At 72.4% G+C, this 12,683-nt stretch carries 10 protein-coding genes; 3 read left to right on the top strand and 7 right to left on the bottom strand.

What is annotated here, in order from left to right; genetic code table 11:
• Window positions 1-84 precede the first annotated feature (84 nt).
• From PSQ21_RS29495 to PSQ21_RS29515, 5 genes are all read right to left on the bottom strand, one after another.
• A complete protein-coding gene (locus tag PSQ21_RS29495) occupies window positions 85-2,214 on the bottom strand; it encodes a 3-hydroxyacyl-CoA dehydrogenase NAD-binding domain-containing protein (RefSeq protein WP_274034345.1) in 2,130 nt (709 codons plus the stop codon).
• Window positions 2,211-3,437, bottom strand: coding sequence for a thiolase family protein (locus PSQ21_RS29500; RefSeq protein WP_274034346.1), 1,227 nt, complete (start codon window positions 3,435-3,437; stop codon window positions 2,211-2,213). Before PSQ21_RS29500 ends, PSQ21_RS29495 begins: the two co-directional genes overlap by 4 nt.
• Window positions 3,438-3,725: 288 nt before the next feature.
• Window positions 3,726-4,997, bottom strand: coding sequence for a ribonuclease D (locus PSQ21_RS29505; RefSeq protein ID WP_274034347.1), 1,272 nt, complete (start codon window positions 4,995-4,997; stop codon window positions 3,726-3,728).
• A gap of 114 nt (window positions 4,998-5,111) precedes the next feature.
• Window positions 5,112-5,774, bottom strand: a complete 663-nt coding sequence (locus tag PSQ21_RS29510; RefSeq protein WP_003965521.1) for a response regulator transcription factor — start codon at window positions 5,772-5,774, stop codon at window positions 5,112-5,114.
• A gap of 213 nt (window positions 5,775-5,987) precedes the next feature.
• Window positions 5,988-6,644: a DUF3000 domain-containing protein gene (locus tag PSQ21_RS29515; protein WP_274034348.1), complete on the bottom strand. Its 657-nt coding sequence runs from the start codon at window positions 6,642-6,644 to the stop codon at window positions 5,988-5,990.
• Window positions 6,645-6,736: 92 nt separating this feature from the next.
• Here PSQ21_RS29515 and hemE point away from each other — a divergent pair, with 92 nt between their 5' ends.
• Complete coding sequence (gene hemE, locus PSQ21_RS29520) at window positions 6,737-7,834, top strand: uroporphyrinogen decarboxylase (RefSeq protein ID WP_274034349.1); 1,098 nt, start codon at window positions 6,737-6,739, stop codon at window positions 7,832-7,834.
• 43 nt (window positions 7,835-7,877) lie between these two features.
• Here hemE and PSQ21_RS29525 read toward each other — a convergent pair whose 3' ends face one another.
• Together PSQ21_RS29525 and PSQ21_RS29530 are read right to left on the bottom strand one after the other, a co-directional pair.
• Complete coding sequence (locus PSQ21_RS29525) at window positions 7,878-9,266, bottom strand: FAD-dependent oxidoreductase (protein ID WP_274034350.1); 1,389 nt, start codon at window positions 9,264-9,266, stop codon at window positions 7,878-7,880.
• Window positions 9,267-9,309: 43 nt separating this feature from the next.
• Window positions 9,310-10,302, bottom strand: coding sequence for a DUF4349 domain-containing protein (locus PSQ21_RS29530; protein WP_274034351.1), 993 nt, complete (start codon window positions 10,300-10,302; stop codon window positions 9,310-9,312).
• Between the two features lie 126 nt (window positions 10,303-10,428).
• Here PSQ21_RS29530 and hemG point away from each other — a divergent pair, with 126 nt between their 5' ends.
• The gene (gene hemG / locus PSQ21_RS29535) at window positions 10,429-11,916 is read left to right on the top strand and encodes a protoporphyrinogen oxidase (RefSeq protein ID WP_274034352.1); all 1,488 of its coding nucleotides are present in this window, start codon (window positions 10,429-10,431) and stop codon (window positions 11,914-11,916) included.
• 4 nt (window positions 11,917-11,920) lie between these two features.
• Window positions 11,921-12,649, top strand: coding sequence for a hydrogen peroxide-dependent heme synthase (gene hemQ / locus PSQ21_RS29540; RefSeq protein WP_026290345.1), 729 nt, complete (start codon window positions 11,921-11,923; stop codon window positions 12,647-12,649).
• The last annotated feature ends 34 nt before the right edge of the window (window positions 12,650-12,683 follow it).

Here is a 12,683-nt window from a genome sequence, read left to right on the forward strand (position 1 = left end):
GGAGCGCCTCACCGGCCGGTCATGAGCAAGGGGCCGTACGGCGAACAGCTCGCCGTACGGCCCCTGGTGCGTCCTCGTGCCTCCCTAGGCCGGCACGCTCGCCACGCCCCGCTCCAGGAACGGCTTGCCGTTCACCCGCTGGGAGACGCCCTCACGGTCCAGGTACGGCGTGATGCCGCCCAGGTGGAAGGGCCAGCCCGCGCCGGTGATCAGGCACAGGTCGATGTCCTGGGCCTCGGCGACGACGCCCTCGTCCAGCATCAGGCCGATCTCCTGCGCCACCGCGTCGAGCACGCGGTCGCGGGTCTGCTCCTCGGTGAGGACGGTGTCGCCCTGCTTGAGGAGCGCCGCGACCTCGGGGTCCAGGACCGGGGCGCCGGAGTCGTGGACGTAGAAGCCGCGCTTGCCGGCCTTCACGACCGCCGCGAGGTTCTCGGAGACGGTGAAGCGCTCGGGGAAGGCGCGGTTCAGGGTCTCCGAGACGTGCAGGCCGATGGCCGGGCCGACCAGCTCCAGGAGCACCAGCGGGGACATCGGCAGGCCGAGCGGCTCGACGGCCTTCTCCGCGACCTCGACCGGGGTGCCCTCGTCGATGACGTTCTGGATCTCGCCCATGAAGCGGGTGAGGATGCGGTTGACGACGAACGCCGGGGCGTCCTTCACCAGGACCGCGGTCTTCTTCAGCTTGCGGGCCACGCCGAACGCCGTCGCCAGGGAGGCGTCGTCGGTCTGCTCGCCGCGGACGATCTCCAGCAGCGGGAGGATCGCGACCGGGTTGAAGAAGTGGAAGCCGACGACCCGCTCGGGGTTCTTCAGCTTCGACGCCATCTCGGTCACCGACAGCGAGGAGGTGTTGGTGGCGAGGATCGCGTGCGCCGGGGCGACCGCCTCGACCTCCGCGAACACCTGCTGCTTGACGCCGATCTCCTCGAAGACGGCCTCGATGATGAAGTCCGCGTCCGCGAAGCCCTCGGCCTTGTCGAGGACACCGGAGACCAGGCCCTTGAGGCGGTTGGCCTTGTCCTGGTTGATGCGGCCCTTGCCGAGCAGCTTCTCGATCTCGGCGTGGACGTAGCCCACACCCTTGTCGACGCGCTCCTGGTCGATGTCCGTGAGGACGACCGGGACCTCCAGGCGGCGCAGGAAGAGCAGCGCCAGCTGCGAGGCCATCAGCCCCGCGCCCACGACGCCGACCTTGGTGACCGGGCGGGCCAGGTTCTTGTCCGGGGCGCCGGCCGGGCGCTTGGCGCGCTTCTGGACCAGGTTGAAGGCGTAGATGCCGCTGCGCAGCTCGCCGCCCATGATCAGGTCCGCCAGCGCCTGGTCCTCGGCGTCGAAGCCGGCGCTCAGGTCGCCGTCCTTCGCCGCCGCGATGATGTCCAGCGCGCGGTACGCGGCGGGGGCCGCGCCGTGCACCTTGGAGTCGGCGATGGCCCGGCCACGCGCGACGGCCTGGTCCCAGGCCTCACCGCGGTCGACCTCGGCGCGCTGAGGCGTGACCGTGCCCTTGAGCACGTTCGCGGTCCAGACCAGCGACTGCTCCAGGAAGTCCGCACCCTCGAACAGCGCGTCCGCGATGCCGAGTTCGAAGACCTGCTTGCCCTTGAGCTGACGGTTCTGGTTCAGCGAGTTCTCGATGATCACCGAGACCGCGCGGTCCGCGCCGATCAGGTTCGGGAGCAGCGCGCAGCCGCCCCAGCCGGGAACCAGGCCGAGGAAGACCTCGGGCAGCGAGAACGCCGGCAGCGCCTTGGAGACGGTGCGGTAGGTGCAGTGCAGACCGACCTCGACACCGCCGCCCATGGCCGCGCCGTTGTAGTACGCGAACGTCGGGACCGCGAGACCGGAGAGGCGGCGGAAGACGTCGTGGCCGCCCTTGCCGATGGCCAGCGCGTCCTCGTGACGGCTCAGCAGCTCGACACCCTTGAGGTCGGCGCCGACCGCGAAGATGAACGGCTTGCCGGTGATGCCGACACCGGTGATGGTGCCCTCGGCGGCCTCCTTCTCGACCTGGTCGATCGCGGCGTTCAGGTTCGCCAGCGACTGCGGTCCGAAGGTGGTCGGCTTGGTGTGGTCCAGGCCGTTGTCCAGCGTGATGAGCGCGAACCGCCCCGCGCCGAACGGCAGGTCCAGGTGGCGTACGTGCGCCTGGGTGACGACCTCGCCGGGGAACAGCTCGGCCGCACCCTTCAGAAGCTCAGTGGTGGAGCTCACTTGTCGCCTCCGTCAGCGTTGAAGTGCGGGTTTTCCCAGACGACCGTGGCGCCCATGCCGAAGCCGACGCACATGGTGGTCAGGCCGTAGCGGACCTCGGGCTGCTCCTCGAACTGCCGGGCCAGCTGCGTCATGAGCCGGACACCGGAGGAGGCCAGCGGGTGACCGTAGGCGATCGCGCCGCCGTACTGGTTGACGCGGGCGTCGTCGTCGGCGATGCCGTAGTGCTCCAGGAAGGCGAGCACCTGCACGGCGAAGGCCTCGTTGATCTCGAAGAGACCGATGTCCTCGATGGACAGACCGGCCTGGGCCAGCGCCTTCTCGGTCGCCGGGATCGGGCCGTAACCCATGACCTCCGGCTCGACGCCCGCGAAGGCGTACGAGACCAGGCGCATCTTGACCGGGAGGCCCAGCTCGCGGGCGACGTCCTCGGCGGCGAGCAGCGAGGCGGTGGCGCCGTCGTTGAGACCCGCGGCGTTACCGGCCGTCACGCGGCCGTGGGCGCGGAAGGGGGTCTTGAGGCCCGCGAGGGACTCCATGGTGGTGCCCGGGCGCATCGGCTCGTCGGCGGTGACCAGGCCCCAGCCCGTCTCACCGGCTTCGGCGTTGGTGCGGCGCACCGAGACCGGCACCAGGTCCTGCTGGATCTTGCCGTTGGCGTACGCCTTGGCGGCCTTCTCCTGCGAACGCACCGCGTAGGCGTCGGCGCGCTCCTTGGTGATCGTGGGGTAGCGGTCGTGCAGGTTCTCCGCCGTCATGCCCATGAACAGGGCGGACTCGTCGACCAGTTTCTCCGACACGAAGCGCGGGTTCGGGTCGACGCCCTCGCCCATCGGGTGGCGGCCCATGTGCTCCACGCCACCGGCCACGACGACGTCGTACGCGCCGAACGCGATGGACCCGGCCGTCGAGGTGACGGCGGTCAGCGCGCCCGCGCACATGCGGTCGATCGAGTAGCCCGGGACGGACTGCGGCAGACCGGCCAGGATTCCGGCGGTACGGCCCAGCGTGAGGCCCTGGTCCCCGATCTGCGTGGTCGCGGCGATGGCGACCTCGTCGATCTTCTTGGGGTCCAGGTCCGGGTTGCGGCGCAGCAGCTCCCGGATGGCCTTCACGACGAGGTCGTCGGCGCGGGTCTCGTGGTAGATGCCCTTCGGGCCCGCTTTGCCGAACGGGGTGCGGACGCCGTCGACGAAGACGACGTCCCGGATGGTACGAGGCACGGTGGCTCTCCTCCAGGGTGCGGGATGGCACTGCTGCGGGGCACGCCACGGGGGCGCACCGCCTGCCCTCATGCTACTTGCGGGTAACCGTACTGCCCACCCCTCGCGGCCGGAGCGTCGAAGGTCACAGCGTCCCGGCTCCCCGTGGTGGGCCGTCGACGCCGCCGGACGCCGGAGGGAAGGGCCCTGAACCTGGCGTGATTTCGACCATCGGTTCGGTCCGTGTACAGGGCCCGAAACGCGGAAAACCCCCGGCCGGTGACCGAGGGTGTCCGCTGGGTAACGGAATCAGGAGGCGTCCAGGGCCCGCACCAGGAGCGGGGCGACCTGCTGGATCTGCCAGTTCCGCGCCCCGTACCCGGCGAGGGCGTCCTCGACGGCGCCCGGGGTCGGGGTCTTCGGCGGCTCCCAGCAGATCCGGCGCACGGTGTCCGGGGTGATCAGGTTCTCCTGGGGCATGTGGAGGCGCTCGGCCAGCTCGGAGACGCCGGTACGGGCGGCCGAGAGCCGGGCGGCGGCGGCCGGGTCCTTGTCGGCCCAGGAGCGCGGGGGAGGCGGTCCGGCCGGCTGCTGACCGGGCTGCGGCAGCTCCGACTCGGGCAGCGCCCTGGCCCGCTCCACGGCCGCCTGCCACTGCTCCAGCTGACGGCGTCCCATGCGGTGGCCGAATCCCGGCAGCGCGGTCAGGGCCTGCACATCGACCGGCAGCGCGAGCGCGGCCTCGACGATCGCGGCGTCGCCGAGCACCTTGCCCGGGGAGACGTCGCGGCGCTGGGCGACCTGGTCACGGGTGGTCCACAGCTCCCGGACCACAGCCATCTGACGGCGGCGGCGCACCTTGTGCATGCCCGACGTACGCCGCCAGGGGTCCTTGCGGGGCGGGGCCGGCGGCGCGGCGGCGATGGCGTCGAACTCCTCCCGGGCCCACTCCAGCTTCCCCTGCCGCTCCAGCTCCTCCTCCAGCGCGTCGCGCAGGTCGATCAGGAGCTCCACGTCGAGCGCGGCGTAGCGCAGCCAGGGCTCGGGCAGCGGGCGGGTGGACCAGTCGACGGCGGAGTGGCCCTTCTCCAGGGCGTATCCGAGCACGTTCTCCACCATCGCGCCGAGGCCGACGCGCGGGAATCCCGCGAGCCGTCCGGCCAGCTCGGTGTCGAACAGGGAGGTGGGGGTCATGCCTATGTCCCGCAGGCACGGCAGGTCCTGGGTCGCCGCGTGCAGGATCCACTCCGTGTCGGACAGCGCGGAGCCGAGGCCGGAGAGGTCGGGACAGCCGACCGGGTCGACCAGAGCGCTGCCCGCGCCCTCGCGGCGCAGCTGTACGAGGTAGGCGCGCTGGCCGTAGCGGTACCCCGAGGCGCGCTCGGCGTCGACGGCCACCGGGCCGGTGCCCGCGGCGAAGGCCGCGATCACTCCGGCGAGGGCGTCGTCGGACGTCACCACCGGGGGAACGCCCTCGCGCGGTTCGAGCAAGGGGATCGGCGCCGGGGCGACGTCGTCCGGGGGGGCGCCCCCGGTGGTTCGCAGTGAAGTGGCTGCTGCGGTCTCTTGGGCGTCGGTCACGTGTCAAGGGTATCTGTGTATGCGCGGAGCCCGTCGACGGAACGTTCCGTCGACGGGCTGCCATGCGCGTATTCCAGCCGGAGACGCATCGGTGCACGTCCCGGCGGGGTGCGGTCAGTGGATGATGCCCGTCCGCAGGGCGACCGCGACCATTCCGGCGCGGTCTCCGGTGCCGAGCTTGCGGGCGATGCGGGCGAGGTGGGACTTGACGGTCAGGGCGGAGAGGCCCATCGAGACGCCGATGGCCTTGTTGGACTGGCCCTCGGCGACCAGGCGGAGCACCTCCACCTCCCGTCCGGACAGTTCGCGGTAGCCGCCCGGGTGGCTCGGGGAACCGGGGGGCCTGCGGTGCATACGGGCGGCGTTGGCGCCGATGGGGGCGACGCCGGGGCGGGTGGGGTGGCCGATGTTGGTTCGGGTGCCGGTGACGACGTAGCCCTTCACGCCGCCCGCGAGGGCGTTGCGAACGGCGCCGATGTCGTCGGCGGCGGAGAGGGCGAGACCGTTGGGCCAGCCTGCGGCGCGGGTCTCGGACAGCAGGGTCAGCCCGGAACCGTCGGGCAGGTGGACGTCGGCAATGCAGATGTCGCGCGGGTTGCCGACGCGGGGGCGTGCCTCCGCGATGGACGACGCTTCGATGACGTCACGTACTCCGAGGGCCCACAGATGGCGGGTGACGGTGGAACGGACGCGCGGGTCGGCCACGACGACCATGGCCGTCGGCTTGTTCGGGCGGTAGGCGACCAGGCTTGCGGGCTGCTCGAGGAGAACGGACACCAGGCCTCCTGGGGGAGTGGCGGGACGGGCCGGCTCGGGGTGCGGCCGGGGGGCGAACCGTGCTTGAAGGGTCATTGACCTCTTCGGCAGCGGACCCGTCCTCCTTTAGGGGAAGATCGCGATTTGATGAGTAACAATTCGGGCAAATAGGACGCGCGATCGATTGTACGAAAAGAGAGCCGGTGCGTGTGCGAAACGGGTGACGGAGTGTTACTAAACCTGCGGGCCGCGCCGCTGCGGCAACGTCACCACCGCCGCGTCCGCCGGATCCGACGGCGGCAGCCCCGCGATCTGGCACAGCAGATCGCCCCAGGCCATCAGGTGCGACGCCGTGTCCGGCACCCCGCCGCGCGACTCCCTCGGCGTCCAGGAGGCCCGGATCTCGATCTGTGTCGCCGGACGGCGCGTGGACAGCGCGCCGAAGTAGTGCGATCCGGCGCGCGTCACCGTGCCCCCGGCCTCTCCGTACGAGAGTCCCCGCGCGTCCAGCGCACCCGTCAGCCAGGACCAGCACACCTCCGGGAGCAGCGGGTCCGCCGCCATCTCCGGCTCCAGCTCCGCCCGGACCAGCGTCACCAGCCGGAACGCGCCCTGCCAGGCGTCGTGTCCCGCCGGATCGTGCAGCAGGACCAACCTGCCGTCCGCGAGATCGTCCTCGCCGTCCACCACCGCCGCCTCCAGCGCGTACGCGTGCGGAGCGAGGCGCTGCGGCGGCCTGGTCACCTCCACCTCCAGCTCCGGGCGCAGGCGCGCGGACCGCAGCGCGTCGACCGCCGCCAGGAACGCGGGCGGCACCGGAGGACCCTCCGCGCGGTCCTTGCTTTCAACGCCATCGGAATGATCGGAAAATTGTCCCTGAGCCGGAGCCATGCGGGGAAGAGTAGGCGGAAGCCGGGCCGCGCGCAGGGAGAGACACCCGTGCGGGGCCGGGCTCCTTCGGCGCGCGTGCGAAGATTCTGTGCGTGAGTGCCAACGACAGCCCTTCGGGCCAGCAGACGACGACCTCCGCCAGCCTCGACGCGGTCCGCCACGCCACCCACGACTCGGCGTTCCTGCGGGCCTGCCGCCGCGAACCCGTCCCGCACACGCCGGTCTGGTTCATGCGCCAGGCGGGGCGCTCGCTGCCCGAGTACCTGAAGGTCCGCGAGGGCATCGCGATGCTCGACTCCTGCATGATGCCGGAGCTGGTCGCCGAGATCACCCTGCAGCCCGTACGCCGCCACAAGGTCGACGCCGCGATCTACTTCAGTGACATCGTCGTGCCCCTGAAGGCCATCGGCATCGACCTCGACATCAAGCCCGGCGTCGGCCCCGTCATCGCCGAGCCGATCCGCACCCGCGCCGACCTGGCCCGGCTGCGCGACCTGACCCCCGAGGACGTCCCGTACGTCACCGAGGCCATCGGGATGCTCACCGCCGAGCTGGGCGCCACGCCGCTCATCGGCTTCGCCGGGGCTCCTTTCACCCTGGCCAGCTACCTCGTCGAGGGCGGCCCCTCGCGCAACCACGAGCGCACCAAGGCCATGATGTACGGCGACCCGCGGCTCTGGGCCGACCTCGTCGACCGGCTCGCGGAGATCACCGGAGCCTTCCTCAAGGTGCAGATCGAGGCCGGCGCGTCCGCCGTCCAGCTCTTCGACTCCTGGGTCGGCGCGCTGGCCCCCGCCGACTACCGCCGCGCGGTGCTGCCCGCCTCCGCGAAGGTCTTCGACGCCGTCGCCCCCTACGGCGTCCCCCGCATCCACTTCGGCGTCGGCACCGGCGAACTCCTCGGCCTGATGGGCGAGGCCGGCGCGGACGTCGTCGGCGTCGACTGGCGGGTCCCGCTGGACGAGGCCGCCCGCCGCGTCGGCCCCGGCAAGGCCCTCCAGGGCAACCTCGACCCGGCGGTGCTGTTCGCGCCGGCCCCGGCCGTCGAGGAGAAGACCCGCGAGGTGCTGGACGCCGCCGCCGGACTGGAGGGCCACATCTTCAACCTGGGCCACGGCGTCATGCCGAACATGGACCCGGACGCGCTGACCCGGCTCGTCCAGTACGTGCACGAGCAGACCGCGCGCTGACGGCAGGCGTGTCCCGGGGGTTTTCAACCCCCGGGACCCCCCGTCAGCCGCCCGCGCCCCGCACCGCCGTCACCGTCTTGCGGGCGGCCACCAGCACCGGGTCCCAGACCGGTGAGAACGGCGGGGCGTAGCCCAGGTCGAGCGCCGTCATCTGCTCCACCGTCATCCCGGCCGTCAGCGCCACCGCCGCCACGTCCACCCGCTTCGCCGACCCCTCACGGCCGACGATCTGCACCCCGAGCAGCCGGCCCGTACGGTGTTCCGCGATCATCTTCACCGTCATCGGCCTCGCCCCCGGGTAGTAGCCCGCCCGCTGCGTCGACTCGATGGTCGCCGTGACGTAGCGCAGCCCGACCGCGCGGGCGTCCTTCTCCCGCAGCCCGGTCCGGGCGATCTCCAGGTCGCAGACCTTGCTCACCGCCGTACCGACCACGCCCGGGAACGTGCCGTAGCCGCCCCCGACGTTGGAACCGATCACCTGGCCGTGCTTGTTGGCGTGCGTGCCCAGCGCGATGTGCCGGGTGCGGCCCGCCACCAGGTCCAGGACCTCCACGCAGTCGCCGCCCGCCCAGATGTTCTCGTGGCCCACCACCCGCATCGCCAGATCGGTCAGCAGCCCGCCGTGCGGGCCCACCGGCAGCCCCGCCCCGCGCGCCAGCGCCGTCTCCGGCTCCACGCCGATGCCGAGGACCACCACGTCCGCCGGATACCTCCCCGCGTCCGTCGCCACCCCGTTCACCCGGCCGTCCGGACCGGTGAGGATCTCGGTCACGGCGGCCCCGTTGACCGTGGTGATGCCCAGCCCGTCCATCGCCTCGTGGACGAGCCGCCCCATGTCCGGGTCGAGCGTCGCCATCGGCTGCTCGCCCCGGTTGAGGACGGTCACCTCGAAGCCCCTCTTGAGCATCGCCTCGGCCATCTCGACGCCGATGTAGCCCGCGCCCACCACGACCGCCCGCCGCCCCTCGTCGGAGCCCAGGGCGTCCAGCGAGTCCAGCAGCGCCTGCCCGTCGCCCAGGGTCTGCACCCCGTGCACCCCCGGCGCGTCCATACCGGGCAGCGCCGGGCGTACCGGGCGGGCCCCGGTGGCGATCACGAGTTTGTCGTAGCCCGTCCAGTACGTCTTCCCGCTCTCCCGGTCCAGCGCCTTCACCCGCCGCCCGGGCACGTCGAGTTCCGTCACCTCGGTCCGCATCCGCAGATCGATGTCCCGCTCCCGGTGCTCATCGGCGGTGCGGGCGATCAGGTCGTCGCGCGCCCCGACGTCACCGCTCACCCAGTACGGGATCCCGCACGCGGAGTACGAGGTGAAGCGGGAGCGCTCGAAGGCCACGATCTCCAGCGCGTCCGCCCCCTTCAGCCTGCGGGCCTGTGACGCGGCGGACATGCCCGCCGCGTCACCGCCGATGACCACCAGTCGCTCCGCTGCCATGCCGGGCCCCTTTCGCCGAATCAGGGACCCCACGCTACGGCGGTCAGGGGGCCGGGGTGCCCTCCGCCTCCGCCCGGCCCACCGCCGGGACCTCGCGGGCGGCCCGCCGGGCACGCAGCACCCGCCGCACCAGCAGCGCCAGGGCCCCGGTGACCAGGAACGGGAACGCGGCCCCGAACGCCACCGCGATCCACCGCAGCATCGTCACGAACGCGTCCCAGCCGCCGCCCAACGCGTCCAGGAACCCGGTCTCCTCCTCCCGCCCGTCCTCCTCCGGGGCGTCCGGCGGCGTCAGGTCCAGGGTGATCGTCGCCAGCGAGGTGCGGTCCTTCAGGCTCGATCGCTGGGCGAGCAGCGACTCCAGATCGGACTGACGGCTGCTCAGCTCGCCTTCCAGGGCCACCACATCGCTGATCCTCTCCGCCCGGTCCATCAGCTCCCGCACCCGCGCCACGCTCGCGCGCTGCGTGGCGATCCGGCTGTCCACGTCGACCACCTGGTCGGTGACGTCCTTCGCGTTCGAGGTGCGCGACAGCAGCTTCCCGGAGCCGGCCAGCTCCCGCAGCACCTCCTGGAACCGGTCCTGCGGCACCCGCACCACCAGGTGCGAGGTCTCGTGCGTGTCGTCCAGCCGCTCGGTCCTCTCCGTCGCCACCAGCCCGCCCGCGCCCTCCGCCGCGGCGCGCGCGGCGGCGACGGCCTTCGGGACGCTCCTCACCTCGACGGACAGAGCGGCCGTGCGGATGACATGCGTCGCCGCCGCCTTCGCCCCGGACGGCTTCCCGTCCGCCCGCTTTCCGTCCGCCTGCTTCCCGTCCGACGACGCGGCCCCGCCCTCGTCCGCGGCTCCCGCCCCGGCCTGTCCGTCGGCGCGCCCCTCGGAGGCGTTCTTGCCGTCCGCCGCCTTCGCGCCGCTGTCCGACGCGTCGCCCGTCGCCCCGCAGCCGCCGACGGCGAGCAGGAGGCCGAGCACCCCGGCCACGAGCGCCGCCCGCCCGCGCGCGAGCGATCGATCGGTTCTGCTGTTCCATTCCATAACTGGTCCCCCCAGGACGGTGGTTGATGGTGCCGGTTCGACGCGTCCGCCCCGGGCCCGGTTGCCGGACAGCGGTTTCGAAGTGGTCACGGTCAGGACGCGGCACGGGTTTGAGAGAGTGGACCCATGCAGCGTTCTCAACAGCGTGCGGAAACGCCCCCGGGCCACGTCGTCGTCATCGGCGGTGGCATCGCCGGTCTGGCGGCCGCCCATCACCTGGTCGCCAACGGACTGCGGGTCACCCTCCTGGAGGCGACGGACCGGCTCGGCGGGAAGCTCATGACCGGCGAGGTCGCGGGCGTCCAGGTCGACCTGGGGGCCGAGTCGATGCTCGCCCGGCGCCCCGAAGCGGTCGCCCTGGCCCGCGAGGTGGGCCTCGCCGACCGGCTCCAGCCACCCGCCACCGCCACCGCCTCGCTGTGGACGCGCGACGCGCTGCGCCCCATGCCCAAGGGGCACGTGATGGGCGTCCCCGGTGATCCGGCGGTGCTCGGTGCGGTGCTGTCCCCCGAGGGGCTGGCCCGGATCGCCGAGGAGCGCGACCTCACCCCGACCGCCGTCGGCGACGACGTGGCGGTCGGCGCGTACGTCGCCGACCGGCTGGGCCGCGAGGTCGTGGACCGGCTGGTCGAGCCCCTCCTCGGCGGCGTCTACGCCGGTGACGCCTACCGGATCTCGATGCGCGCCGCCGTCCCCCGGCTCTTCGAGGCGGTGCGGGAGGGCGGGCCGCTGCTGGAGGGCGTACGCCGCGTCCAGGAGCGGGCCGCCGCCCGGCAGCGGACCGGGCCCGTCTTCCAGGGCATCGAGGGCGGCATCGGCACCCTCCCGACCGCCGTCGCCGACGCCGTCCGGGCCGGCGGGGGCGAGATCCTCGACCGGACCCCCGTCCTCGGCCTGACCCGTACGGAATCGGGCTGGGCCGTCCGCACCGACGCCCGGACGATCGCCGCCGACGGCATCGTCCTGGCCACCCCCGCCTGGTCCGCCGGCACACTGCTGGCCGCCGAGTCACCCGCCGCGTCCGCCGAGCTGTCCGGCGTCGAGTACGCCTCGATGGCCCTGGTCACCCTGGCCTTCCGGCGGGCCGACATCGAACGCCACGAGGCCCTGCGCGGCCGTTCCGGCTTCCTCGTACCGCCGGTCGACGGCCACACGATCAAGGCGTCCACGTTCTCCAGCAACAAGTGGCAGTGGGTCGCGGACAGCGCCCCCGACCTGTTCGTGCTCCGTACCTCCGTCGGCCGGTACGGCGAGGAGGACCATCTGCACCGCGAGGACACGGAACTCGTCGCCGCCTCCCTGCGCGACCTCGCCGCGGCCACCGGGCTCACCGCCCGGCCCGTGGACTCCGAGGTCACCCGCTGGATCGGCGGCCTGCCGCAGTACCCGGTCGGCCACCTCGCCCGGGTCGCCCGGATCCGCGACGCGGTCGCGGCGCTCCCCGCCCTGCGGGTCTGCGGCGCGGTCTACGACGGGGTCGGCATCCCCGCCTGCATCGCCAGCGCGCGCCGGGCGGCCGACGAGATCGCGGGGGAGCTGAAGGGGGAAATCGCGGGAGAGATCATCGCCACGTCGACCCTGGTTCGGGGCACGGGGAGCGAGGCGGGACAATAGCCGTATGAGTGCTCCTGAGACTGTGACATCAAGCAAGAGTCCGAACGCCGGCAAGAAGGCCAAGGACCTCAACGAGGTCATCCGCTACACCCTGTGGTCGGTCTTCAAACTGCGCGACGTGCTCCCGCTGGACCGCGCGGGATACGCCGACGAGGTCCAGGAGCTGTTCGACCAGCTCGCGGCCAAGGACATCACCGTCCGCGGCACCTACGACGTGTCCGGGCTGCGGGCCGACGCCGACCTCATGATCTGGTGGCACGCCGAGACCTCGGACGAGCTCCAGGAGGCGTACAACCTCTTCAGGCGCACCAAGCTCGGCCGCGCCCTCGACCCGGTCTGGTCGAACATGGCGCTGCACCGTCCGGCCGAGTTCAACAAGTCCCACGTCCCGGCGTTCCTCGCCGACGAGACGCCGCGCGACTACATCAGCGTCTACCCCTTCGTCCGGTCCTACGACTGGTACCTGCTGCCCGACGAGGACCGCCGCCGCATGCTCGCGGACCACGGCAAGATGGCCCGGGGCTACCCGGACGTCCGCGCCAACACCGTCGCCTCGTTCTCGCTGGGCGACTACGAGTGGGTCCTGGCCTTCGAGGCGGACGAGCTGTACCGCATCGTCGACCTGATGCGTCACCTGCGCGCCTCCGAGGCACGTCTCCACGTGCGCGAGGAGGTCCCGTTCTACACGGGCCGCAGGAAGAGCGTCGCAGACCTGGTGGCCGGGCTCGCATAACCAGCGAGTCCCGCACCACCCCAACCCGGAAGAT

Source organism: Streptomyces sp. MMBL 11-1 (assembly GCF_028622875.1).
Classification (GTDB): Bacteria; Actinomycetota; Actinomycetes; order Streptomycetales; family Streptomycetaceae; genus Streptomyces.